Origin of the sequence: Paraburkholderia silviterrae (genome assembly GCF_004353915.1) — a bacterium.
Classification (GTDB): Bacteria; Pseudomonadota; Gammaproteobacteria; order Burkholderiales; family Burkholderiaceae; genus Paraburkholderia; species Paraburkholderia silviterrae.
Map to the genome: position 1 here is coordinate 535372 of NZ_SMRP01000001.1, position 23949 is coordinate 559320.

The following is a 23949-nucleotide window of genomic DNA, read 5'->3' on the forward strand; positions in this document are numbered from 1 at the left end:
TGGCTCCGGGGCATCCGTCACCCCGCACACTCCGCCTCAGTGACAAGGGGCTCATCCTTCCCGCCACGCGCTACGCGCGGGCGGAAGGGTCTGCAAGGGAAACCTGGTGGACTGCCAGACGATGAGCCCTTTTCTCTCCAGGCAGTAGCGCCGTCCAGTCCAACCATGGCAAGCAGGGAACAGGCATGGTTCGACTCCGTTCTTCGTCACAGGCAAGCGCCGAGTCTCTCTCTATTGCTCCCGCTGCTTCACGTACATCGAATGGCGCGGATGGGCGAACACGCGCCTGACCATGGGTTCGAAGAATGACAGTGGCAATGCGTCGTAGTCCTCTATGAACGCCGGTGCGTCGTATTTTTCGCAGAATTCAGCGGTGCGCTGGAAGAGTTCCGGCTGATCGCCGAACCGGTCGCGAAGATTGCGATCCAGGCCAAGATGATGGAAAAAGTAGTAGCCCTGGAATACGCCGTGATTCTGTACCATCCACAGGTTTTCCGGACTGACGAAGGGCTTGAGTATGGCCGCGGCAACATCCGAGTGATTGTAGCTCCCAAGCGTGTCGCCAATGTCGTGCAGCGGCGTGTCGGCAAGATCGCGAAGATCGAAACGCCATGCCGACGAACAGGGAGTTCCTTCAGAAAACGTGGCGAATGCCCAGATTCGCACCGACTGTCGTGCCGGTGACGCCGTTCAGCGCGCCATTGATCGAGAGTCCGGTGTCCATGGCACCGTGGTTGTTCACGACACCCACCTGTCCATACAAGGTGGTCCTGCGCGAGAGGAAATACTGGGCGCCCACCGCACCCATGACCGAATGATTGGTGGTCCGGTTGCGATCGCTCGTGAACCAGACGCCGCCGTTCAGATCGAGATCCGGCAGCACCAGATAATCGACGCCGCCGCCATAAACGTTGTTATTGAACGAGCCGGCCACCTTGTAGCTGGTGAACGAAGCCTTGACCGTAACCGTGCCGAACTTGTATGAGGCGCCGAGCATGCGGCCAAGAAATGCCTGTGTGGTCGGAACAGGCGTCTGAGCCGTGCCGCCGGCATTGCCGTTATAGACCGACGCATCGACCATCAAGCTGCCGTTGTCGTATTTGAGGCTGGCGGAATACTGCCGCCCGGCCGGGAAATTGCCCGCCTCGCCGCCAAGCGCGAACATCACGCTGCCCTGCAACCCTGCGATCACGGGGCTCGTCCAGGACAGCGCATTCGCGTTGAAAATCCCGGTGCCCACCACGTTATCGACATAGTTGACGACGCTGCTGCCGAACAGCGGCAAGCCGCGCGGATCCAGTTCATACAGCGAGAGAAAGAAGGGGGAGAACTGCAGACCGGCTTTGAACTCGCCCAAGCCACTCGTCAGTCCGACCCACGCCTGGCGGCCGAACATGTTGCCGTTCGAATCGTTGAATGCGCCATTGGCCATGCTGATGCCGCTTTCGAGCTTGAATTCGGCTTTCATCCCCGCGCCGAGATCTTCCACGCCAGAGAGCCCGAACTCCGAAGGCGAATCCCCGCTATCGATCAGCGAAAATTGCTTGCCGGCGTTCTGCCCTGTCGACGCATTCGGCGACTTGTTGGTGAACAGCAAGCCGGCGTCGACGAGGCCATAGAGCGTAACACTGCCCTGTGCCTGCGCCGCACCCGCGAGCGTCAACCCGAACACCGCAGTGACTACGCGTTTTGTTGCGAACCACCGTTGTTGCCCCATCGTTTGTCTCCTCTTTAGATGCAATTTCGCGCTGATCGTGGTCTTTCCGGCCCGTGAGCGGCCTCAACCATGATTCGGATACCTTAGTAATAAATATGTAAATATATTTACGCTAAATCCCAAGTCTGGAATATTGCGGCAAGCTGGTGACATGGCAGAATTTATGCGCTATTCGACGCGAATTCTCCAAGGCTCGCCGCACAGCCACCTTCCGCGGCTGGGCGCAAATATATGTAAATATATTGACGTATGCTAAGGATGCAATTGAAGTCGTTCAACACCGGCATCACCAGGACATTCCCTGTGTGAACGGTTGCTTAAAACGCGTTTCGCGGGCATTGGCACGCGAGCTTTCGGTGGCTTTCAGATCGAGGTGCGGCGTCAATGGCGGGGATGTGGATCCGACGTCCATAAAGCGGACGTCGGCATAGCGGGCGCGTCACCGTTGCGTGTACGGTTGAGGCCGGTCGAAACGCGTGGACGCCGAGTTCGAACGTGACCTGCTGATCGATCTCGCGCATGCTGGCGTCGCCAGCGCGCAAGGCGAGTATCGGCTTACCCGGCGACACCATCCAGCGCGGCGGCACGAATGAGCCGTGTCTCCTGTGCCGTGATCAGATGGCCCGATGCCTTCAGATAGGCCGGGAAACCCGGATGCGTATCGCGTGCAAGGCACCGTCGCTCGTAGTCTGCCAGATCGTCATACCCCCACAGGTGGGTGAACTGGTTCTGCGGCCCGACCAGACTTGTCCAGAAGCCGAGCGGATGTCCAAGCGTCTCGAGCAGGATCGGCATGGCGAGCCTGTCAAACACCTCGAGAAACTCGGGCATCTTGCGCAGCGCGATCGTGTAGACCCGGAAATCCACGAGGGGCTTTGCCAGATACATTGGGTGGTTGCTCATGCGCACACCTTCTCTTTGCGGGTCATGGCTTTGGTGGCGATGGTGTTACCGGTGACATAGCCGAACGTCATATTGGGCCCGTGGGTGATACCGGCGCCAGGATAGTTGCCGCCCATCACGCTGCGCCGGTCGTTGCCGACCGCGTACAGGCCCTCGATCTGGCTGCCGTCGGCCCGCAGCACCTCGCCAGTGACGCTAGTCCTGAGGCCGTCGAACGTGCCCAGATCGCCCATCACCACCTTCACCGCATAGAAGGGGCCGGTCGCGATCGGCGCAACGCAAGGATTGGGCTTGTTGTCCGGATCGGCGAGATAACGGTTGAACGATGTGCGACCGCGATGGAACGCCGGGTCTTCTCCGCGCCCGGCATCGAGATTGTAGGCGTGGACCGTCTTTTCGAGCGCAGCAGGAACAATCCCGCAATTGCGCGCCAACTCGCCAATCGTCTCGCCCTTGATGAGGTAGCCTTGGCGCACCAAGGGCCCCACCGGCATCGGCGCGGGCTTGGCATAGCCCAGTCCATACTTGCCCAGCGCCACCTTATCGCAGATCAGCCACATCGCCGTCTCCCGCTCGCCCTCGCAGGCGCGGATCAGCGCCGCGCCAACATCGTGGTAAGAGTTCGATTCATTGGTGAAGCGCTGGCCGCTGCGCAGCACGCCGATCACGCCGGGCTTGTAACGGTCGAGCAGATGCGGGAATACGCCTGTGCGGCCGCGGCCGATGGGCACCCTGGAGACAGGCATCCAGGCCGACGCGTCGGCGAAGCCGAGCGCCACGGCGCCACCCACTTTCTCCGCCATGCTCAGCCCGTCGCCCGTATTGCCAACGGGCGTGGGCGAGAGATGCTCGCCCCCACGCTTCACATGCGCATAGACCTGCGCGATGCGCTTGAGATCGTGCGGGAAGCCGCCGCAAGCCAGCACGACACCGTGCCGGGCGGTGATGCGCAGGTCACCGTCCGCTGCGCTCGCGCGCACGCCGGCCACCTTGCCGTCCTCGCTCAGCAGTTCCTTCACGGGCGTCGAAGTGAGGATCGGAATGTCGATCGCCAGCGCCGACTTCGCGAGCCTCGCGGCAAGCGCGTTGCCGCTCGTTACGTTGATCCCCCGCCGGTAGAGCACCAGCTCCTTGATGTGCGTAGCCAGACGCCGGGCCACGTAGCAGAACGAAACAATGGACCTGGTCGCACGGAAGAAGTGCTTGAGGTCCGCGTTCGAGGAATTGAACATCATGCCCATGAAGGTGATCGTCTCGAGCGGCGGTTTGAGGCGGCGCATGTCCTTGCCCAGAGCGCGAATGTCATAGGGCGCGGCGAGGATCGAGCGGCCGATGTCGACGCCGCCGGGCGCATCCGGGTGATAGTCCGGATAGAGCGTGGGCACGAACTTCATCTCGGTCTCGCGCTCGAAGAACTCGACCATTCGCGGACCGTTCTGGATAAAACACTGGACCGCGTCGGCATCGTAGTTGCTGCCCGTCTCGCTCATCATGTATTCGCGTACGCGCTCGACGGTGTCAGCCGGGTTCTGCTGTCGACCATATTGGCTCAGCGGAATCCACAAGACCCCGCCCGAGAGCGCGGTGGTACCACCGAACACAGGCTCCTTTTCGAGCACGATGACATCGAGGCCGCGCTTGCGTGCGGTGATCGCGGTAGCGAGGCCCGCGGCACCCGATCCGACCACGACCAGATCGCAAGTGATCTCCTTGGCCATATCTACTCTCCTTGTCGTTATGGTGTGGTGCCGCTCAGGCGGCCGGGGTGGCGTTGAAGCCGGGGCGCGGGACCATGTCCATCAGCATGCAATCGAGCCCGCCGTCGACGAGCACTTGCGCGCCATTGACGTAGGCAGCCAGGTCAGAGGCGAGGAACAGGGCCGGGCCGGCGAGGTCCTCCGGCTCGCCGATGCGGCGGCTCGCGGTGGCGGCAGCGCGGCGAGCCTCGAAGCCGGGCTCCTCGTAGAACTTCGCAGACAGCGCCGTGCGGATCATGCCGGGCAGCACGCAGTTGCTGCGCACGCCACGTGGCCCCCACTCCGCCGCCAACTGCCGCGAGAGCAGCAGCACGCCTGCCTTGCTCGGGCTATAGGAGCCGCTATTGGTCTGCGGATTGAGCGCCGCAATCGAGGCAACGTGCACGATGCTGCCCTTGCCCGCCGCCAGCATGTCGCGCCCGAACGCTCGAGCACACAGCAGATAGCCGGTGAGGTTCACGGCGATGGCCCGGTTCCAGTCCTCGATCGAGACCGTCTCGAGCGGTCCGGCGCGCAGAAGCCCCGCATTGTTGACGAGCACGCTGGCCGGCCCGAGCGCAGCTCGAACCTCGCCAGCCGCTGCGGCAACCGAAGCTTCGTCCGACACGTCGCAGCCGATCGCCCGCGCCACCGCACCGGCCTTCCGAAGTTCGGCGGCGACCGCTTCAGCGCCATCGAGATTCCGATCCACAAGCGCCACCTGTGCTCCGACACCGGCGAAGGCGCGCGCGATGCCGGCACCAATGCCACTGCCCGCACCCGTGACCACGCAGACCTTACCGCCCAGATTCAGCCCGTATGGCGTCGATGCAGCTGCGCGATTTTCAAGTTCCTGTCCCATGTAGTTGTCCTTCCTGAAATTGGTATCGCCATTGAACGCCTCAAGCGCCTGTGGAACAATGGACAGAGACCACATAGAGCAGGACATAACGTGCATCATGGCCCATGACCAACAGCGCCGCCGGACCGTTCTGCATTTCGCGCTCTATGGCGCGCAAGCCGACCAACCCTGGGTCGACATGGTCCATTACGAACGCATTCCGCTGCGTGCCGGCCGTTTCGACTTCGACATCAAGCCGCACGTCCACGATGCGCTGATCCAGGTGCTCTACGTCACCGGCGGGGGCGGCGAGACCTTCATCGACGGCAAGACCTGGGCGGTCGTTGCGCCATGCCTGATCGTGGTGCCGGCGCGCTCGGTCCACGGCTTTCACTTCCGCAACGACATCGACGGTCACGTCATCACCGCCGCGCAGTCCGCGCTGGAATCGCTGGCGATGACGGCCGCGCCCGAGCTGCTGGAATTCATCCGCACGCCGACGGTGCTGTCGATCGACCCGGACGTCGAGCGCGGCACATCTTTGGACACCTTATTTCAGTCGATCGGGCACGAGGCGGAGAGCCACGAGCGCTGGCAGTTCACCGCAGGCGCGGCACTGACGATCGCCCTGTTCGTCAAGATCGGGCGACTCAGCGAGAGCGCCCGGCTTTCAGCCAGTTCCGAGCGGCGGACAATGGCCGCGCGCATCGAGCGGTTCCGCGCCCTGCTCGACCGCTATTGCCGTGAGCGGCGGCCAGTCGCCAGCTATGCCGACGAGATGGGCGTGAGCACCGGCCAGCTCTCCCGCATCTGCCGGGCCACCTTCGGGGTCTCGGCCATCGAGGCGATCGATGCACGCTCGATTCATGAGGCCAAGCGTCTGCTCGGCTATTCGACGCTCAGCGTGAAGCAGATCGCCAGCGAACTGGGCTTTCAGGACGAGGCCTATTTCGGCCGTTTCTTCCGCAAGCAGACGGGACTGCGGCCAACCGAATACCGCTCGGCGGCCCACGATCGATCCTTGCCGCCTGAGAAGGGGGAAGCGGGCTGACTCGACCTCGCTCCCCATCCGGTTCAGTCCGATAAGCCGCCGAGCTTCACGAACAGGTGCTCCGGCCCGGAGTTGGTCAGGTTGTTGCCCCGCACATACTGGATCGGCCTTGCCGGATCGAGCGCAATATTGCCAACCTTGCGGGCCAGAGCCTTCGTCGCGATCAGCGTCTCCAGCTTGGCGAGCGGCGCGCCAAGGCATTTGTGCATGCCGTTGCCAAAACCCAGGTGGCCGCTGGAATCGCGGTCGATGTCGAACGTCTCGCCATCGGCAAACTTGCGGCTGTCGCGGTTCGCAGCCGACAGCAGCAATCGCACCACCGCACCCTTGGGCAGGTCGACGCCCGCGACCGTGGTCGCCTCGGTGGTGATGCGGCTCACGCGCTGGACGGTGCCACGATAGCGCGCCACCTCCTCGACGAAGCGCTCAGCATCGGCGGGGTTTGCGCGGATGCGTCCCAGCAGATCCGGCTGTTCGGCGAACATGCGAAAAGCGTTGGCGACAAGGATAGTCGTCGTGTCGTGCCCGGCGATGAAGACGAAGGCGCACAGCTCCTTCGCTTCCTTTTCCGAAAGCAGCCCGTCCTTCCACATGCGCGCGATATGCCCGCCGATCGACTGGCTGTCGGTCAAAGCAAGCCGCTCCATCGCTTCCTTCAGGTATGCGAAGAAAGCCTGCGCGCTCTGCTCGTCGGTGCCGGTCCCCGGCGCATTGCGGGCAAGCCGCCCGAAGTAGCTGAAGGTCTCGTCCGACCAGAACTTCATCTTCTCCTCATCCTCGTTCGGCACGTCGATCATCGTGGAGATGGTCGAGATGCTGAGCGGGATGGCGAAATCGTTGACGACATCGCCGCCGCCTCTGGCAATCATCGCGTCGAGCAGGTCCTCCGCCCTCTGCGCGATCTGCTCGATAAAAGGATCGAGCGCCAGCGGCAGGAACGACGGCTGGACGACCTTGCGCAAGCGTGAATGATCGGGTGCATCGAACAGCGTCAGGAACGTCAGCGGGGGCGGGCTGACGACCTCGGAGGAAAACAGCTTCGGGTTGCGGATCGCCTGGTAGACATCGTCATAGCGCGAGAGGAACCACACGTCCGATGTCGCCGACTGGCAACGCAGCACCGGCGCGTGCTCCCGCATCCAGCGGTAGTGCTCGTAGGGGTCGCCTTGCGAGCCGTCATCGACCACCTTGAAGGGCTCCAACCCCTCGGGCCAGTCCAGTTCGTGTGAATAGGCCGGAAGGGCCCTGGCCGTGAATGGGCAGACCTGCGGCGCGCTCTGCGGCACAACAGACGGCGGAACGACGGGCGCTGCGGCCGTGGGTACCGTCTTGCGAGCGACGGGCGCTGCGGCCGCGGGTGCCGTCTTGCCCATCGCCATGCGCTCCAGCGCCCGGCTCATCGTGGCCTTGGAGTGAAGCGCATGCAGCGCAATCACGTCCCGCGCCGCGTTCAGGTCGCCCAGTTCGAAGGCGGCGACAATGTCCCGGTGCTGCTGGACGATGTCGCCAACGATCTCGATCTGATCGGTCAGCGCGCGAGCGATATAGTCCTGCACGGCCAGTTGCCGGTACAGCGCGATCAACTGGGCGTTCCCGGACGCTTCGATCGTGAACATGTGAAAGGCGTGGTTTGCCTCGATGTAGCGCGCAACGTCGGCAAAGCGCCGCCCGGACACGAACGGCGCCGTCGCCTCGGCAAGCTGGCGGAAGGTAATTAATTGCTCGCTCGACAGCCGGCCCATGGTCAGCTGAGCCGCCCCCAGTTCGAGCGCCATGCGCAAGTCGAACGCTTCATCGACATCAACAGGCGCAATGCGCTCCTCGCCGGTCTGGACCACCAGGCCGGTGCCGGAGAACTTCTCATAGTAGAAGTTGCGCGGCGCCAGCCCTTCGGACGCGAGAAAGCTGCGCACCGCATCGACCATCGGCGGCGGGCCGCAGAGGTAGACATCCGCATCGCCATCGTTGAGCTGGGAGGCGACGATGTGGTGGGTGACATAGCCCTTGTTGGGATGGGCACTGTCGGGGCTGGCGACGGTGCAGGCATAGGTGAAGTTCGGCAAGCGCTGCGCATAGGCTTCGAGCCGGTCGATGCTGACCAGATCCTCATCGCTGTTCACACCCAGGATCATATGGATCGGATACGGGCTGCCGCCGTCTTCGACGATCTTGTCCAGCATCGAGAGGAACGGCGCGAGGCCCGTGCCACCCGCGAGGAACAGCACCGGCCGCTCGATGGCGCGCAGGTAGAAGCTGCCCATCGGGCCGCGAAATTCGATCAGGTCTCCTGCTTTTGCGGTCTCGCACAGCCAGGTCGACATCGCCCCTTGACGCACATTGCGCACAAGGAAGGACACGTGTGGCTCGGACGGCCCGGAGCTGAAGGAGTAGGACCGCGTCTGATCGGTGCCGGGCACACGGACGTTGACATACTGCCCAGGAAGGAAGCTGAGATCCGCGCGGTTCTCGAGTTCGACCGAGAAGGCGATCGTGGTATCCGACGCTCGTTGGCAGGCGGCGATCCGCCCCTTGTGGGAGGACGGGCCGGTGCCCGAGACATCGGAGTTCGTGGCGATCTGGATCACGCAGTCCGAACGTGGGCTCATCTGGCAGGTGAGAACCTTGCGGGCGCTCGCCTCCTGCGGGCTGAGCGCATCTTCCACGCAGTCGCCCAGAACGTACTCGCCGGACTCGCATGCCGCCTTGCAGGTGCCGCACACACCATCACGGCAATCGAGTGGGATATGGATCCTGGCGCGAATGGCGGCGTCGGTGACGCGCTCGCCCTCCTCGCACTCGATGAAGCGGGTCACTCCGTCCTCAAAACGCAGGGTAATCTGATGGGTCATGGTGGCGTCTCCTCTAGAGCCGCCCGAACATGCCGCTGCGCTGGCGGTATGTTCGGGCGCAATGGCGCGCGAGGTCACTTCGTTTCTCGCAAGCGCCCGGTGGGTTTAATGACGCCAATTTAGAGCCTGAGCCGTGTTCCCCTCAACGGACAAAGACGCTGTTCACCCGGACAAAACGTGCATGGCGATGGGCCGGTTCACAGCGTGAGGTATTTCGAAGGCGCACCCCGAGATCCATCTTCATGGACGACGAGCACGAATCAAGCGAATATCACTGTCGCTATCACTCGACAGGTTCGTACGGCAAACCAACATAGTTTTCCGCGATCGTCTTGAGCCCGGCTTCGGAAGTCGTGTAGTAGTCGTAGTCGGTACGCTGCATGCGCTTGTCGAAGGCGTCGCGTTCCGAGAACTCGTGCAGGAGGTTCGTCATGAACCACGAGAAACGCTCTGCCTTCCACACGCGACGCAGTGCGATCTGCGAATACTTTTCCAGTAGATCGGTGCGGCCATCGCGGTAGACGCGATTCAGAATCCGGTACAGCGTGCTCACGTCGCTCGCGGCCAGATTCAGGCCCTTCGCGCCGGTCGGCGGCACGATATGCGCCGCGTCGCCAACGAGAAACAGCTTGCCGTACTGCATCGGCTCGACAACATAGCTGCGCAGCGGCGCGATGCTCTTCTCGAGCGAGCGACCTGTGACCACCTTCCCGGCCACGTCATCGGGCAAGCGCGCCTTCAACTCGTCCCAGAAGCGCTCGTCGGACCAGTCCTCGGCCTTTTCGGTCAACGGCACTTGCAGGTAGTAACGGCTGCGCGTCGCCGAACGTTGGCTGCAGAGCACAAAGCCCCGTTCGTGGTGCGCATAAATCAGCTCGTGATTGACAGGCGGCGTGTCGGCGAGCAGGCCGAGCCAGCCAAACGGATAAACGCGCTCGTAGTGCGTGAGCACCTCAGCCGGAATCGTCTTGCGCGAAACGCCATGAAAGCCATCGCAGCCTGCGATGTAATCGCAATCCAGACGGTATGTCTCGCCGTTCTTTTCGAATGTGACGTATGGCGCTTCGCCTTTCACGTCGTGCAACTGAACGTTGGCCGCCTCGTAAATCGTGGTCGCGCCGCTGGCCTCACGCGCCGCCATCAAATCGCGCGTCACTTCGGTCTGGCCATAGACCAAAACCGACGAGCCACCTGTGAGCGCTTTCAGGTCGATCCGGTCGCGTCGCCCACCGAAAACGAGTTCGATGCCGTCGTGAACCAGGCCTTCCGCATCCATGCGCTCGCTCACGCCCGCTTCGCGCATCAGGTCGACCATGCCCTGTTCGAGCACGCCCGCGCGGATTCGGCCGAGCACGTATTCGCCGCTCTGACGCTCAATAATGACGTTGTCGATGCCCGCTTTGTGCAGCAACTGTCCCAAGAGCAGGCCGGACGGGCCGGCGCCGATGATCGCTACTTTGGTCTTCATGATCGATGTCTCCTGTATCCCTCTATGCCGTGACCTTTCTGCCTTGCTCTTCGAGCCCCAATAATTGGCGCCACGGTTGAATTGCATTTTTCTAGAAATATGCAGGGCTGATAAGGCAATTTTTTCGATTAAAATTGGACTTTTAGAAAGTCCCATGTGGCCGAGATACCGGTGACGAAGCCATGAAGCAACCGGCACAGCACGACATCCCCGTCTTCAAGTTATACGGAGAAGGACCTGACTGGAGCACGCTCGACTTGCTGCACTGCGAGTCGATACCTGAGCGAAGCAGCTTGCACGACTGGGAGATCCGGCGACACACGCACGCGGACCTCGCACAGCTCCTGTACGTGCAGAAAGGCGTCGCCCTGCTCGAAATCGAGGGCGAGCAGACCCGGATCGACACGCCATCAGTTCAGGTCGTTCCCCCGATGTGCGTACACGGGTTCCAGTTTTCCCCGGAGGTCGACGGTTACGTGATCACGATCGCCGCGCCCCTGATGAACTGGCTTCAGCAGCAAATCGACGCGCCTCGCCGCGTGCTGGAGCATCCAGGCTGCTATTCGGTTGGCGACGATCTGCCTTACCTGAACACCCTGTGCGGCCAGCTGAACCAGGAATACAGCCTTCCTGCGCCGTCAAGAGATCTGCTGCTTCGCTCGCTTGTGAGCGCGCTCGTCGTATGGGTCAGTCGTCAGGATCAACAAGGCGAGGAAAGGGGCGAGTCTCAGGATCGCGGCCATGCCCACCTGAAAGCGTTCTCCGGTTTGATTGAAAAACATTACCGCGAGCATTTTCCAATCAGCCGCTACGCCGAGCGCCTCGGCGTGACACCGGTGTATTTGAATATGGTTTGCCAGCGCATTGCAGGCAAGAGCGCGCTCGCCCTCGTCCATCAGCGATTGCTGCTCGAGGCGAAGCGCAGTCTCACCTACACCTCGCTCAATATCAATCAGGTATCCGATTTTTTAGGCTTCACAGAGCCGGCTTATTTCACCCGGTTCTTCAAGAGATTTACCGGCGCTACGCCAAACGCCTTTCGCAAGCGAAAATGATTCCCTACCGCAGCGTGTTGATTCTCTTTCGACGTTAATATGCGGTAGCTGCCCTAGCCATCGAGGGCGAACCTTAAAGGGTGACCACAGCAGAAGGACGGTATTGAGTATGGGCAAGAAGCTTAGCCAGTTCCAAGGGCGTCTCACGCTGGAGCAGATTGCCGAGGGCATGAATGCGGCCAGCAGGAATGCGATTCGGCTAGTGGAGGACGCGCAAGTTTTGCTCGCGGCAGAACGCTATCCTTCTGCGTTGGCTCTAGCCATCCTGGCTATCGAAGAAGCCGGGAAACTGTATATCCTGCCTGGCATGGTCACGGTAAAAGATGACCAGCAACTTGCGAAGCTGTGGAAGGATTGCAGATCCCATACCAAGAAGAACGTCGCCTGGATACTCTTGGACCTGATCAACCGCGCAGGGACGACCAAGCTTGACGATTTACGCCGGCTGTTCGACTCCGACGCAGAGCACCCCTATATGCTTGATAAGCTCAAGCAAATTGCCTTTTACACAGACTGTCTGGGAATTGCACATTGGTCGATTCCAACTGATGCGGTCGAACGCGACCTTGCGGGGAGCATTATTACCATCGCGAAGGCGCTATGCTTATCCAAGACCGAGCCCGTGACGCGGCGTGAACTCCAACTCTGGAAGCAACACATGAGCCCTAGAGCGGACGGCTTAGTAAATCACTCTGGTTTGTCAGAGTGGTATGCCGCGATGCAAGCCGAGGGGTTGCGTCCGCCTGGTCCGAACGCCATGCAGACGTTTCTAACTACGGGTATGAATGTCTGGCAAAACGAGGGGCGCTAGAGTGGGGTTTTGGTCCGCAACCGTGGCCCAACTGTGTCCACATGGCTGGGCTGTAAGGAGGGCTTGGGGAAATGCAAAAAGCCCGGCCTGTTTCCAGTACGGGGCTCTTAGGGTGCTGAAGGCGCTTAGGGGATGGACTCGATTTTAGCCACGGTCATCTTCTTGTGAATCTCCCTGCCCTTCCGCGTTGTTGTCGCCAAGCGCTTGATTTAAAGAGGAAGAATGGTGGGCCGGGTCGGGTTCGAACCGACGACGGGATTTCTCCGGTGGATTATGAGTCCACTGCCTGCAACCAACACGGCGTCCGGCCCACGAAGCTACAACGAGGGGAAGTCAACGAAAAAGCCCGGTCTACACAGAGGCCGGGCTTTTCGACGGCAGGCCGACATACTACACGAACCGCTGCAGCCTGCCTATCCGACGCACGCAACTGAGCGCAAATTAAGCGCCATAGATGCGTCTCGGTCTTGGCTCAAACAAACATCAATTCCCTTCGAGGAACGACTTGAGCTTGTCCGAGCGGCTCGGGTGACGCAGCTTGCGCAGCGCCTTCGCTTCGATCTGGCGAATCCGCTCGCGCGTGACGTCGAACTGCTTGCCGACTTCCTCGAGCGTGTGATCCGTGCTCATCTCGATACCGAAGCGCATGCGCAGCACCTTCGCCTCGCGCGGCGTGAGCGAGTCGAGCACGTCCTTCACCACGTCGCGCATCGAGGCATGCAGCGCGGCATCGGCAGGCGCAACGGTGTTGTTGTCCTCGATGAAGTCGCCCAGATGCGAATCGTCGTCGTCGCCGATCGGCGTTTCCATGGAGATCGGCTCCTTCGCGATCTTCATGATCTTGCGGATCTTGTCCTCCGGCATTTCCATCTTCTCGGCAAGCGTAGCCGGATCCGGCTCGAGGCCAGTCTCCTGCAGAATCTGCCGCGAGATACGGTTCATCTTGTTGATCGTCTCGATCATGTGAACCGGAATGCGGATCGTGCGCGCCTGGTCCGCGATCGAGCGCGTGATGGCCTGGCGGATCCACCACGTCGCGTAGGTCGAGAACTTGTAGCCGCGGCGATATTCGAACTTGTCCACCGCCTTCATCAGGCCGATGTTGCCTTCCTGAATGAGGTCGAGGAACTGCAGACCGCGATTCGTGTACTTCTTCGCAATCGAGATCACGAGACGCAGGTTCGCCTCGGTCATCTCGCGCTTGGCCTGGCGCGCCTTCAGTTCGCCCGCCGCCATCTGGCGGTTGGTTTCCTTCAGGTCCTTCAGCGGCAGTACCACGCGCGCCTGCAGGTCCAGCAGGCGCTGCTGCTGCTCGCGGATCGCCGGGATGTTGCGCGAGAGAATCGCGCTATACGCGTGATTCTCGGCAACGATCTTCTCGGACCATTCGAGGTCGGTTTCGTTGCCCGGGAAGCGCGCGATGAACTCCGAGCGCGGCATGCCGCACTTGTCCACGACCGTGTGCAGGATCTGGCGTTCGACCTGGCGCACTTCGTCCACTTGCGCGCGCAACGTGTCGCACAGGCGCTCGACGGTACGCGCCGTGAAGCGGATCGACATCAGCTCGTTCTGGATCGTTTCCTGCGCCTTGAGGTAGGACTTCGACTTGTAGCCCTCCTTCTCGAACGCGCGGCGCATCTTGTCGAACCACTCGCTGATGAGCGCGAATTTTTCGAGCGAGGCGCGCTTGAGGGCTTCGAGCTGCGCCGCGTTGGCCGTCGCCTGGGCCGCGCCGTCGTCCTCTTCCTCCTCCTCTTCTTCCTCTGCCTCTTCTTCCTCTTCCACCTCGTTTTCGATCTCTTCGGCTTCCTTCGCATTGAAGCCGTCGGTGTCTTCGGCGTTCGGATCGATCAGGCCGTCGACGAGCTCGTCCACGCGGCTCTCGTCGTTCGCCACGCGCTCGGCCATGGAGAGGATGTCGGCGATGGTGGTCGGGCAAGCGGAGATCGCCATGACCATGTGCATGAGGCCGTCTTCGATACGCTTGGCGATTTCGATTTCGCCTTCGCGCGTGAGGAGCTCGACCGTGCCCATTTCACGCATGTACATGCGCACCGGGTCGGTCGTGCGGCCGAATTCGGAGTCGACGGTGGAGAGCGCGACTTCCGCTTCCTCTTCTACTTCGTCGTCCGAAGAAGCGTTGGGCGCGTTGTCGTTCAGGAGCAGCGTTTCGGCATCGGGCGCCTGCTCGTAGACGGCCACGCCCATGTCGTTGAACGTGCCGATGATGCCTTCGATCGCCTCGGTCTCGGTGAAGTTGTCCGGCAGGTGATCGTTGATTTCGGCGTACGTAAGGTAACCGCGCTCCTTGCCAAGCTTGATGAGCGCGCGCAGCTTGTTGCGGCGCTCTTCGAGTTCCTCGACGGTCCCGGGCTGCGATGACGCGAATGCGTCTTTCAGCAGCGCCTTTTCCTTCGCTCGCCGGTCGCGCGCACGGGTGGTCTTCTCACCCTTGCCCGCGGTGGGCGTGCTCTCTTCGCTCTGGTTTGCGTCGTCATCGACGGACACTTCATTCAGCTTTTTCGTCATGGAGTTCGCCGTACCGGCTGTAGTCTCGACTCGCGGCTGCTGGACATCAGCCTCTTGAACCGTGGATACTGGAGCCTCGCGCTCTGCCGCATCGTCCGCAACGGCAGGCACTTGCCTTGCACTACTCGGACCACCGGACCGCTTCGTTGCCGGGTGAGTCGCGGCTTTCGCCGCACGTGTTGGCGCCGCTCGCGCGGCCGAAGCAGCCATGGCTTTCTTCCGGACTGCGGGGACTTCATGACTGGCGGTTGCCGCCTCGCGGCGGGAACTGGCGGGTGGGGCGTCCTGGGCCTTCGTGACCTTGCTGGCCGGCTCCGTCGAGCCTTTGCCTGTCGCCTTTTTTCCGCCTGTAGTCTTTGCCATTGCCATTCCGCCCTTGCTGGAAACTGGACACCTTTCGGGTACCGCCCGGAATATGGCCTCCGAGTGATACTTGAGCTGTCCGCCCGGAAAAAACAAAAACAAACAACAAAAACAAACCGCTGAAAACCTTTTATTATAGCACGCACGGTAATAATCGCCCGCGCACGCTCCTCCCCTACAGCCCGAGCTGGCGTTTCATGTCAGCTCGCGTCTGATTCAGTTTCACATATTCGGCCAGCTCCTCGGGCGTATGACGCGACTGCCGCGAAAGCACGTCCAACCGCTCGCTGCAGGCGTCGAAGCGCATCTTCAGGATTGCCGCCGCCAATTCCTCGCCCACGAGCCGCTCCTGCTCGCGGCGCTCCTCCAGCACAGCGCCATCTTCTGGATTTTTCATCAGCAAATCCCGAACGTTTTCATCATAGTCCAGAATTTCGCGAAAAATCTCCTCGAAGGTGGGGGCGTTCGCACCGTTTCGCAACAGGTCCGAAAGGAGCTGAAACTCGGCTGCGTCGCCCAGCGCACGTGCATGCGTGGTCACTTCCTCGAACAGTTCGCCGTGCCGCGTGAGCGTGATGAGCGCCCGTTCGGCCTCCTCGTCGAGCTGTGCCACGATGCGCGGGTGCATCACCAGGTTGCGCAGCGCCTTGCGCTCGATCCCGGTCACGAGGTGCCGGTCCTTGCGCGCGGGCGCCTGGCGCGCGGCCTGGGCAATGCGGGCGTCGACCTCGCAGAGCGCCGCGACCTCCTCGAACGGCACGTCGAGGCGGTCGGCGAACATGTGCATAATCTGCGCGCGCAGCGCGTTCGCCGGCAGCGCCTGCAACAGCGGCTTTGCATCGAACAGCGCGCGGGCGCGCCCTTCCGGCTGGTCCAGCTCCTTGCCCACCAGGACTTCGTTCAACATGAACTGCGAAAGCGGCATGGCCCGGTCGACCTGCTCCTTGAACGCCTCGGTGCCGTACTCGCGCACGTAGCTGTCCGGGTCGTGCTCCGAGGGCAGGAACAGGAAGCGGATCGTCCGATTATCCGCCGCGTGCGGCAGGCATGCGTCCAGCGCGCGCCGCGCGGCGCGGCGGCCCGCCGAATCGCCGTCGAAGCTGAAGATCACCGTATCGGTCTGACGCATCAGCTTCTGCACGTGGATGGCCGTGCACGCGGTGCCCAGCGTTGCCACCGCGTTCTGGAATCCGAGTTGCGCGAGCGCGACCACGTCCATATACCCTTCGACCACCAGCACGTAGTGCTGCTCGCGGATCGCCAGACGCGCCTCGAACAGCCCGTACAGTTCGCTACCCTTGTTAAATAGCGGCGTTTCCGGGGAATTCAAATACTTGGGCTCGCCGCCGTCGAGCACGCGCCCGCCAAAGCCGATCACCTGGCCCTTCACGTTGCGGATGGGGAACATCACGCGGTCGCGGAAGCGGTCGTAACGGCGTGCCTGGCCCTGCGCGTCCTGCTTTTCGCTGACGATTACGAGGCCGGCTTCGACCAGCGCGTCGTCGCGATAATCGGTAAACGCGGATTCGAGGTTCTGCCATCCATCGGGCGCGTAACCGAGGCCGAATCGGGCCGCGACTTCACCCGTGAGACCGCGTTTTTTCAGATACTGGATCGCATTCGGCGCGCTGCGCAACTGCTTGCGGTAGTAGTCGCAAGCAGTCTGCATGAGGTCCGAAAGCGCGTTGGAGGCGGCCTTCGAGACGCCTGGCGCGTAGCCGCCGGACCCGCTGCCCGCGCCGCCGCCACTGCCGCCATAGGCGCCGCCGCGCATCGGCGACGGCTCCTGGGGCACGGTGAGGCCGACCGACTGCGCGAGCTCGTTGACGGCCTCGGGAAACGTGAGGCCCGCGTGCTCCATGAGGAAGCCGATGGCGGTGCCATGCGCGCCGCAGCCGAAGCAGTGATAGAACTGTTTCGTTGGACTAACGGTAAAGGAAGGGCTCTTTTCGTTGTGAAACGGGCAAAGGCCCATGAAATTCGCGCCGCCCTTTTTGAGCTGCACGTAGCGCCCCACCACGTCGACGATATCGACGCGGTTGAGCAGATCCTGCAGGAACGAATGCGGAATCATCAGGGCTCGGTCGCTCGGGTAACGGAGGCCGGGCACGCGCATACGCACGGCCCGTGACGGGCCTCGCGGCGGCGCACGGCGCAATGGCCGGCAGCGCGCGAGGCTTGGCTCTTACTTCGCGAGCGCAGCCTTGACGAGCCCGGAGACCGCGGTCATGTCGGCGCGGCCCGCCAGCCTGGGTTTGAGCACGCCCATGACCTTGCCCATGTCCTGCGGCCCGCTCGCGCCCACCTGGGCGACCGCCGCCTGTACTTCGGCAGCGATTTGCGCGTCCGAAAGCTGCTCGGGCATATAGGCGGCCAGGACCTGGAGCTCGGCGTTTTCCTTCTCGACGAGATCCGTCCGACCCGCCGCTTCGAACTGGCTAATCGAGTCCTTGCGCTGCTTGATCATCTTGTCGATGACCGCCGTAATGCCGGCGTCGTCGAGCGTCACACGCTCGTCGACTTCACGTTGCTTGATGGCGGCGAGCAGCAGACGAATCGTGGCGAGGCGCTCGCTTTCGCGCGCGCGCATCGCGGCCTTCATGTCGTCGTTGATCTGGTCTTTGAGACTCATCACTCACCTGAAATGCGTTGGGGTTGCACAATCCCCGGGGAAACCCGGGCAGTGCGGCCACCGAGCCAAACCATCACACCGAAACATCACAAGAATGCAAAAACCCGCCTGGAAGCGTTTCCAGGCGGGTCGGTGCGGATTCGACACAGCTGCGGCCACACCATTATAGACAACGCAGGCCTTGTTGCCGGTCCAGCCCGGGTTTCCCGGGCCGGCCGGCGGCATTGCCGGCTGCTTGCGGCGCCATGGAATTCCCCAAAAAACGGAAGCCATGGCGCCGCCGGAATCAGTACAGCTTCTTCGGCAGCATCTGGCTGCGCAGACGCTTGAAATGGCGCTTCACCGCCGCGGACTTCTTGCGCTTGCGTTCAGCCGTAGGCTTTTCGTAGAACTCTCGCGCACGAAGCTCGGTCAAGAGTCCGTTCTTCTCGATCGTGCGCTTGAAGCGCCGCATGGCAACTTCAAAGGGTTCGTTTTCTTTTACGCGGATGGTCGTCATTTTCCAATAACGGATCAAGGGGGTAAAGAGAGTCAAGTATAGCAGTTCCGTGCCCGCGCATCGCTTGGCCACTTGAGGGGGAAACCCCACCCCAGGCGGCCCGCACGCCCACATTCGCCGCTTCGTTTGTCGTCCGTCAAACGGTCCTTGCAACCGACATCCCAGTGTGCCCCAAGAACCGGTCTCGGGCCGCCAGAGTGGCCAAACCAGGCCCGCCAGCCGCGCAGATCATGCGAATCTGTGACCTGCGCGGACAGCCCGGCCGGCTTGCAAGCAGCGATATGGCTTGCGCGGCAAATCAGCCTTCGCCGGGGCCGACTAGCAATAGCGGCACATGCGTGATCTCAACGGCACGCTGGGCGACGCTGCCGAGCAGCCAGCGCGCGACGCCCCGCCGGCCGTGCGTGCCCAGCACGACGAGATCGGCTTTCCAGTGTTCCGCGTCGCGCAGCACGGTGTGGGCGATGTCGTCGCGTATGAGGCCGGTCGCCACGAGCGCCGTTTCGCAGGCATCGCCAGCCGGCCCGAGTTGCTCGCGCGCCGCGGCGAGTGCCTGGCGCCCAAGCCCGCTGAACGATTCCTCCAGGCCGGGAGCGGCCACCGGACCGGCAGCCACGCTGCTGCGGTCGACGACATAGATCGCGCGCAACGCGATTTGCGGCGCGATGAGCCGCATGGCCGCCTCGATCGCCTGAGCGGATGCCGCGCTGCCGTCCGTCGCCAGCAGCATGCGGCCGAAGCGCGCCTCTGCGCGCGCCTCGTACTCGGCCGGCACGACCAGCAGCGGGCACGGCGCACTCACGGCGAGCGCGCCCGAGACCGAGCCGTCGACCCAGCGCTTCATGCGCCCGCGATGACGCGCCCCGACAATCAGCACGTCGGCCCGCCATTCGCTGGCTGCCGCGCTCAGGGCGTTGACGACGGCGCCGGACTCGCCGGAGAGATTGAGCACGTGCCCCGACACCGACGCAACGTGCCCGTCGAATGCGGACATGGCCCGCTCGAGCGTGCGCTCGGCCTCTTGACGCAATTCCTGGCGCGCGGCGGCGAGCGTGTCCTTCATCCAGGCGTCGCCCGCCGTGTAGGCGCCACCGGCCTGCCACGAGCGCGGCTGCTCTGCGGCACAGACGATGCGCACGTCGGCGTCGCGCGGCGCCACTCGCCCGGCAAAGCGCAGCGCCTGCATCGACGCATTCGAATCGTCCACCGCTAGCATGATTCGCCGTAGCGGCACGCCGTACTGCACCTGTCCTTCTTGTTGATTCACCTTTCACACCTCTCCACATTGGATCAGTGTTCCAGCGTGAACCTCCACGGCCTGGCCAACAATGACGGACGTCAAGTCCTTGAGACTCGATGCGTCGCATCTGTCAGAAATCGTAGTCTTGCGATGCTGCCGCGAGCGAGCGTCAGGCCGTGCCCGCAGCGAGCGTGAATTCCGCGGCAGCCTCGCCGGCGGCAACGCCGGAAGCCCACGCCCACTGGAAGTTGTAGCCACCGAGCCAGCCCGTCACGTCCACCGCCTCGCCCACGAAGTACAGACCCGGCACGCGCTGACTCATCAGCGTCGCGGAGGAGAGCTCGCGCGTATCCACGCCGCCGCGCGTCACTTCGGCCTTCTTGTAGCCTTCGGTGCCGGTCGGGGTCAGCGTCCATTGCGCGAGCCCCTCGCCGATACGGCGCAGTGTCTTGTCGGGCAGATCGGCGAGACGCGCTTCCAGCGACACCTGATGCGCCTCGAGCCAGGCGTGCGCGAGGCGGGACGGCACCCACTCGGCGAGCAGATTGCCGATCTGGCGCTTTGTCGCGCTCTTCGCTTCGACGAGAGCCTCGCCGGCGGGCCGCTCGGGCAGCAGATTCACGCGAATCGGCTGCCCCGGCTGCCAGTAGCTCGAGATTTGCAGCACGCCGGGCCCGGAAAGGCCGCGGTGCGTGAACAGCAGGTCCTCGTCGAAGGCTCCACCAGTCTTGCGCTCGCCGGTCGCCACATGCACTTCGAGCGAGACGCCGGCCAACGGCACATAGGGCGCCCAGTCCTGCGGCGCGAACGTGAGCGGGACCAGCGCGGGGCGCGTGTCGACGAGCTTGTGGCCGAACTGCTTCGCGATGCGATAGGCGAAATCGGTCGCGCCAATCTTCGGAATCGAGAGACCGCCCGTGGCGATCACCAGCGCTTTCGAGCGAATCTGCCCTTGCGGCGTGCCGAGCGTGAAGCCCGCGCCGTCGGCGTGGCTCACCGCCTCGACTGGCAGGGGCCGCCGCCACGCCACGCCCCCTGCGTCGCATTCGGCGCGCAGCACGTCGATGATCGCCTCGCTCGACTGGTCGCAAAAGAGCTGCCCCTTGTGCTTCTCATGCCAGGTCACGCGATGCTGGCGCAGCAGTGCGAGGAAGTCGCGCGCCGTGTAGCGGGCGAGCGCGGAGCGGCAGAAATGCGGGTTGTTCGAGAGATAGTTGGCGGGGCTCGCGTGCAGATTCGTGAAGTTGCAGCGTCCGCCGCCCGAGATGCGGATTTTTTCCGCGAGACGCGGCGCGTGATCGATCAGCGCCACGCGGCGACCCTGCTGACCGGCCACCGCCGCGCACATCATGCCGGCCGCCCCTGCGCCGATCACGGCGATATCGAAGGATTCCATGGCGCGCATTCTACCTGCGCATTCCGCCGGGGTGGCGCCGTGGCGGCTCCGCGTTGGTTCCGCGCTGACGCCCGGTTCGCGCCGCGGCGCCCCCTGATCGGCGATCGCGCACACCGGGCGCCCCCAGCCGGGTTTCGCCCGCGCTGCTATACTTTCAGATTCGCCTTTCACTTTGATTTTGCGGCGGTTTTCGCCTGGCTTCCCTTTCAGGCAGGACGCCGCCGCACGCCCCACCATGCTCGTTCTCGGCATCGAAAGCTCCTGCGACGAAACCGGCCTCGCGCTCTACGACAGCGAGCGCGGCCTGCTCGCACACGCACTGCACTCGCAGATCGCCATGCACCGCGAGTACGGCGGCGTCGTGCCCGAGCTCGCCTCGCGCGACCACATCCGCCGCGCGCTGCCGCTGCTCGAGGAAGTGCTCGCGAAGAGCGGCGCCGCGCGCAGCGACATCGACGCCATTGCCTTCACGCAAGGCCCCGGGCTCGCCGGCGCGCTGCTGGTGGGCGCGAGCGTCGCCAACGCGCTCGCCATGGCGTGGAACCGCCCGACCGTCGGCATTCACCATCTCGAAGGGCATCTGCTCTCGCCGCTGCTCGTCGACGCGCCGCCGCCCTTTCCCTTCGTCGCGCTGCTCGTCTCGGGCGGCCACACGCAGTTGATGCGCGTGACCGACGTGGGCGTCTACGAGACGCTCGGCGAAACGCTCGACGACGCCGCGGGCGAAGCCTTCGACAAGACCGCCAAGCTGCTCGGCCTCGGCTATCCGGGCGGCCCGGAAGTCTCGCGCCTCGCCGAATTCGGCACGCCCGGCGCCATCGAGCTGCCGCGCCCGATGCTGCATTCGGGTGACCTCGACTTCAGCTTCAGCGGCCTCAAGACGGCCGTGCTCACGCAGGTGAAGAAGCTCGGCACGAACATCTGCGAGCAGGGCAAGGCCGATATCGCGCGCGGCTTCGTCGACGCCGCCGTCGAAGTGCTCGCCGCCAAGTCGATCGCCGCGCTCAAGCGCACGAAGATGAAGCGCCTCGTGGTAGCCGGCGGCGTGGGTGCGAACAAGCAGTTGCGCGAGACGCTTTCGGCAGCCGCGCAAAAGCGCGGCTTCGAAGTCCACTACCCCGATCTCTCGCTGTGCACCGACAACGGCGCAATGATCGCGCTCGCGGGCGCGCTGCGCCTCGCGCGCTGGCCCGAGCAGGCCACGCGCGACTACGCGTTCACGGTGAAGCCGCGCTGGGATCTGGCGTCGCTCGCGCAGAGCACGCGATAGCGGGCTCGCCAGCCGCTCTCGCGCCGTGCCCGGCTGGGACTCGCCAGCGGCACAAGCAAGACCCATCGAGACGAGACTCGCCCGCCGCGGCCTTGCGGCGAGTCGCAGATCGTCGAAAGCATCAGAAACGCTGCGTCACACCAACGACCGCGAGCGTTTGCCTGGTGCCCGGGGCCGTAACGCCGACACCGGACCAACTCATCGTCGACGAGCCATTGTTCTTCATATAGCCCGCGCGCGCATAGACAGCCGTCCGTTTCGAAAGACTGTGGTCGATGCCCAGTTGCACGGCCCACATGTTGTCATGCACACCACGCACGGCGCGTTGCAGAGCGGCGATCTCGATCGTGTCAGCCGTGGTGGCTTGAATCGTGGCACCGGCTTGCATCACGCTATAGGGATGCACGGCCATGAGCTTCGTCGCGAGCGGACTCGACTCGTCGTGCTTCGGGCGGTGATATCCGTAGAGGAACTGCAGATTGACGATCCCGATCTGGTAAGCGAGCGAACTATTGAAATGCTCGGTTCCAACCGTATTGAGGACGGAAGGCAAGCTGGCCAGGGTCTTCGTGCCCGGATGCTGATACTGGTACGCAATCCCCGCGTAGAGACCGTAGCCCGACCACGTTGCGGCGACATCGACGATATTGCCGTTCGTTTGCGGCGCGGGCTGCGTCACACTGGACTGGAACGCATACATGGCCAACAGCTGGAGCCCATTGAGCTTCGGGGACTTGTACACGACCGAATTGCTCGACCGGCCGCCGCTGGTCTGCATGCCGATCGTATTGCGATCGACAACGTTGCCCGCTGCGGCCAGCAGCGAGATCACTTCATTGGCGGAAAACGGGTCGCCCGGGTAGAGCACCCAGAATGTCGGCTGGTACTGGCGGCCGAACGTGAGCGTGCCGTATTTCTCGTGTGTGAGACCCACCCACGACTGGCGATAGAACATGGCACCAGTATCGGCAAAGCCAGCGCCATTGTTGATGTTGAAACCATTCTCGAGCGTAAATACGGCCTTCAGGCCGCCGCCCAATTCCTCCGTGCCTTTTATGCCGAAACGTGACGGCGAACTCCCACCGCTGCGCTGCGACCAGGATTGCTTCCCGCCATTGTTGAGGAACTGGACAAACGCGTCCGCGATGCCATACAGCGTGACGCTCGATTGCGCATTCGCGCCACCCGCCGCCAGCACCAACGCCATACCGCAAATGCTCTTTCTGCAAAAGCGCATTCTGTCTCCTTCGTCATCTTCTTGTAGATGGATCGGCCATCGTTCGCGAGAAACGTGTGCCGACTCGTTATGAAGTCGCGTTGCAGTGGAGTTATAGCGGCGAAGGTAGACCTCGGTATTGCCACACCTCAACCAATCGCCGCATATTCACGAAACATTTTTGCTGCGCTGGCGATAGAGCGATCTGCCTGATGAGAAACAGAAGGAAATAATGTCAGGATAACCAGGCAAATCGGGTATACCCCGGCCTGGTTGGATATTTGAAGCAGGCCTGATACGAAGCGAGGGTATACACGCACCGGACGCTTGAGCGAAATTTGTGCAGACGTCCGCAGCCGCCATTTTCGGCTCA

At 62.9% G+C, this 23949-nt stretch carries 17 protein-coding genes, 1 tRNA gene and 1 pseudogene; 4 read left to right on the forward strand and 15 right to left on the reverse strand.

Features of this window, described 5'->3' with window-relative positions:
• Window positions 1-231 precede the first annotated feature (231 nt).
• From EYW47_RS02365 to EYW47_RS02385, 5 genes and pseudogenes are all read right to left on the reverse strand, one after another.
• Window positions 232-576: pseudogene (locus EYW47_RS02365) on the reverse strand (phosphohydrolase); the annotation flags it as partial.
• A 58-nt stretch (window positions 577-634) separates the two neighbouring features.
• Entirely contained in the window at window positions 635-1717 is a 1083-nt protein-coding gene (locus tag EYW47_RS02370) for a porin (protein WP_133193267.1), read from the reverse strand.
• A gap of 555 nt (window positions 1718-2272) precedes the next feature.
• On the reverse strand, window positions 2273-2620 hold the full coding sequence (locus tag EYW47_RS02375) for an NIPSNAP family protein (protein WP_133193268.1): 348 nt from the start codon (window positions 2618-2620) through the stop codon (window positions 2273-2275).
• Window positions 2617-4338: an FAD-dependent oxidoreductase gene (locus EYW47_RS02380; RefSeq protein ID WP_133193269.1), complete on the reverse strand. Its 1722-nt coding sequence runs from the start codon at window positions 4336-4338 to the stop codon at window positions 2617-2619. Before EYW47_RS02380 ends, EYW47_RS02375 begins: the two co-directional genes overlap by 4 nt.
• A gap of 34 nt (window positions 4339-4372) precedes the next feature.
• On the reverse strand, window positions 4373-5218 hold the full coding sequence (locus tag EYW47_RS02385; RefSeq protein WP_133193270.1) for an SDR family NAD(P)-dependent oxidoreductase: 846 nt from the start codon (window positions 5216-5218) through the stop codon (window positions 4373-4375).
• Window positions 5219-5315: 97 nt separating this feature from the next.
• On the opposite strand from EYW47_RS02385, the gene EYW47_RS02390 reads away from it, so the two are divergent.
• Entirely contained in the window at window positions 5316-6248 is a 933-nt protein-coding gene (locus tag EYW47_RS02390) for a helix-turn-helix domain-containing protein (protein WP_133193271.1), read from the forward strand.
• A 23-nt stretch (window positions 6249-6271) separates the two neighbouring features.
• On the opposite strand, the gene benC is transcribed toward EYW47_RS02390, so the two are convergent.
• Both benC and pobA read right to left on the reverse strand, forming a co-directional pair.
• On the reverse strand, window positions 6272-9097 hold the full coding sequence (benC, locus tag EYW47_RS02395) for a benzoate 1,2-dioxygenase electron transfer component BenC (protein WP_133193272.1): 2826 nt from the start codon (window positions 9095-9097) through the stop codon (window positions 6272-6274).
• Between the two features lie 283 nt (window positions 9098-9380).
• Window positions 9381-10565 (reverse strand): 4-hydroxybenzoate 3-monooxygenase, encoded by a 1185-nt coding sequence (gene pobA / locus EYW47_RS02400; RefSeq protein ID WP_133193273.1) that lies wholly within the window; start codon window positions 10563-10565, stop codon window positions 9381-9383.
• Between the two features lie 182 nt (window positions 10566-10747).
• On the opposite strand from pobA, the gene EYW47_RS02405 reads away from it, so the two are divergent.
• Window positions 10748-11620 carry a helix-turn-helix domain-containing protein gene (locus EYW47_RS02405; RefSeq protein ID WP_133193274.1) on the forward strand — a complete coding sequence of 291 codons (873 nt, stop codon included), beginning with the start codon at window positions 10748-10750 and terminating at the stop codon, window positions 11618-11620.
• 109 nt (window positions 11621-11729) lie between these two features.
• Complete coding sequence (locus tag EYW47_RS02410; RefSeq protein WP_133193275.1) at window positions 11730-12431, forward strand: AbiV family abortive infection protein; 702 nt, start codon at window positions 11730-11732, stop codon at window positions 12429-12431.
• Window positions 12432-12654: 223 nt separating this feature from the next.
• Here the strand turns inward: EYW47_RS02410 and EYW47_RS02415 are convergent.
• The 7 genes from EYW47_RS02415 to EYW47_RS02445 form a co-directional block, all read right to left on the reverse strand.
• Window positions 12655-12742, reverse strand: a tRNA-Ile gene (locus EYW47_RS02415).
• A 172-nt stretch (window positions 12743-12914) separates the two neighbouring features.
• Window positions 12915-15323: an RNA polymerase sigma factor RpoD gene (gene rpoD, locus EYW47_RS02420; protein ID WP_133193276.1), complete on the reverse strand. Its 2409-nt coding sequence runs from the start codon at window positions 15321-15323 to the stop codon at window positions 12915-12917.
• Between the two features lie 175 nt (window positions 15324-15498).
• Window positions 15499-17397, reverse strand: a complete 1899-nt coding sequence (gene dnaG / locus EYW47_RS02425) for a DNA primase (protein ID WP_133193277.1) — start codon at window positions 17395-17397, stop codon at window positions 15499-15501.
• 111 nt (window positions 17398-17508) lie between these two features.
• Window positions 17509-17955 carry a GatB/YqeY domain-containing protein gene (locus EYW47_RS02430; protein ID WP_043286001.1) on the reverse strand — a complete coding sequence of 149 codons (447 nt, stop codon included), beginning with the start codon at window positions 17953-17955 and terminating at the stop codon, window positions 17509-17511.
• Window positions 17956-18241: 286 nt separating this feature from the next.
• A complete protein-coding gene (rpsU, locus tag EYW47_RS02435; protein ID WP_133193608.1) occupies window positions 18242-18454 on the reverse strand; it encodes a 30S ribosomal protein S21 in 213 nt (70 codons plus the stop codon).
• Between the two features lie 298 nt (window positions 18455-18752).
• Window positions 18753-19721 (reverse strand): universal stress protein, encoded by a 969-nt coding sequence (locus EYW47_RS02440; protein ID WP_133193278.1) that lies wholly within the window; start codon window positions 19719-19721, stop codon window positions 18753-18755.
• Between the two features lie 142 nt (window positions 19722-19863).
• Window positions 19864-21090, reverse strand: coding sequence for a BaiN/RdsA family NAD(P)/FAD-dependent oxidoreductase (locus EYW47_RS02445; protein ID WP_133193279.1), 1227 nt, complete (start codon window positions 21088-21090; stop codon window positions 19864-19866).
• Between the two features lie 235 nt (window positions 21091-21325).
• Between EYW47_RS02445 and tsaD the strand changes: the two genes are divergently transcribed.
• Window positions 21326-22360 carry a tRNA (adenosine(37)-N6)-threonylcarbamoyltransferase complex transferase subunit TsaD gene (gene tsaD, locus EYW47_RS02450; protein ID WP_133193280.1) on the forward strand — a complete coding sequence of 345 codons (1035 nt, stop codon included), beginning with the start codon at window positions 21326-21328 and terminating at the stop codon, window positions 22358-22360.
• Between the two features lie 121 nt (window positions 22361-22481).
• Here tsaD and EYW47_RS02455 read toward each other — a convergent pair whose 3' ends face one another.
• Window positions 22482-23597, reverse strand: coding sequence for a porin (locus EYW47_RS02455; protein WP_133193281.1), 1116 nt, complete (start codon window positions 23595-23597; stop codon window positions 22482-22484).
• Window positions 23598-23949: the final 352 nt, after the last annotated feature.

Excerpts from the sequence above, each read along its gene's own strand:
- benC (WP_133193272.1), bottom strand. The coding sequence starts at position 9,097 with ATGACCCATCAGATTACCCTGCGTTTTGAGGACGGAGTGACCCGCTTC.
- rpoD (WP_133193276.1), bottom strand. The coding sequence starts at position 15,323 with ATGGCAAAGACTACAGGCGGAAAAAAGGCGACAGGCAAAGGCTCGACG.
- dnaG (WP_133193277.1), bottom strand. The coding sequence starts at position 17,397 with ATGATTCCGCATTCGTTCCTGCAGGATCTGCTCAACCGCGTCGATATC.
- rpsU (WP_133193608.1), bottom strand. The coding sequence starts at position 18,454 with ATGACGACCATCCGCGTAAAAGAAAACGAACCCTTTGAAGTTGCCATG.
- EYW47_RS02390 (WP_133193271.1), top strand. The coding sequence starts at position 5,316 with ATGGCCCATGACCAACAGCGCCGCCGGACCGTTCTGCATTTCGCGCTC.
- EYW47_RS02370 (WP_133193267.1), bottom strand. The coding sequence starts at position 1,717 with ATGGGGCAACAACGGTGGTTCGCAACAAAACGCGTAGTCACTGCGGTG.
- pobA (WP_133193273.1), bottom strand. The coding sequence starts at position 10,565 with ATGAAGACCAAAGTAGCGATCATCGGCGCCGGCCCGTCCGGCCTGCTC.
- EYW47_RS02405 (WP_133193274.1), top strand. The coding sequence starts at position 10,748 with ATGAAGCAACCGGCACAGCACGACATCCCCGTCTTCAAGTTATACGGA.
- EYW47_RS02380 (WP_133193269.1), bottom strand. The coding sequence starts at position 4,338 with ATGGCCAAGGAGATCACTTGCGATCTGGTCGTGGTCGGATCGGGTGCC.
- EYW47_RS02430 (WP_043286001.1), bottom strand. The coding sequence starts at position 17,955 with ATGAGTCTCAAAGACCAGATCAACGACGACATGAAGGCCGCGATGCGC.
- EYW47_RS02455 (WP_133193281.1), bottom strand. The coding sequence starts at position 23,597 with ATGCGCTTTTGCAGAAAGAGCATTTGCGGTATGGCGTTGGTGCTGGCG.
- EYW47_RS02445 (WP_133193279.1), bottom strand. The coding sequence starts at position 21,090 with ATGGAATCCTTCGATATCGCCGTGATCGGCGCAGGGGCGGCCGGCATG.
- EYW47_RS02385 (WP_133193270.1), bottom strand. The coding sequence starts at position 5,218 with ATGGGACAGGAACTTGAAAATCGCGCAGCTGCATCGACGCCATACGGG.
- tsaD (WP_133193280.1), top strand. The coding sequence starts at position 21,326 with ATGCTCGTTCTCGGCATCGAAAGCTCCTGCGACGAAACCGGCCTCGCG.
- EYW47_RS02375 (WP_133193268.1), bottom strand. The coding sequence starts at position 2,620 with ATGAGCAACCACCCAATGTATCTGGCAAAGCCCCTCGTGGATTTCCGG.
- EYW47_RS02410 (WP_133193275.1), top strand. The coding sequence starts at position 11,730 with ATGGGCAAGAAGCTTAGCCAGTTCCAAGGGCGTCTCACGCTGGAGCAG.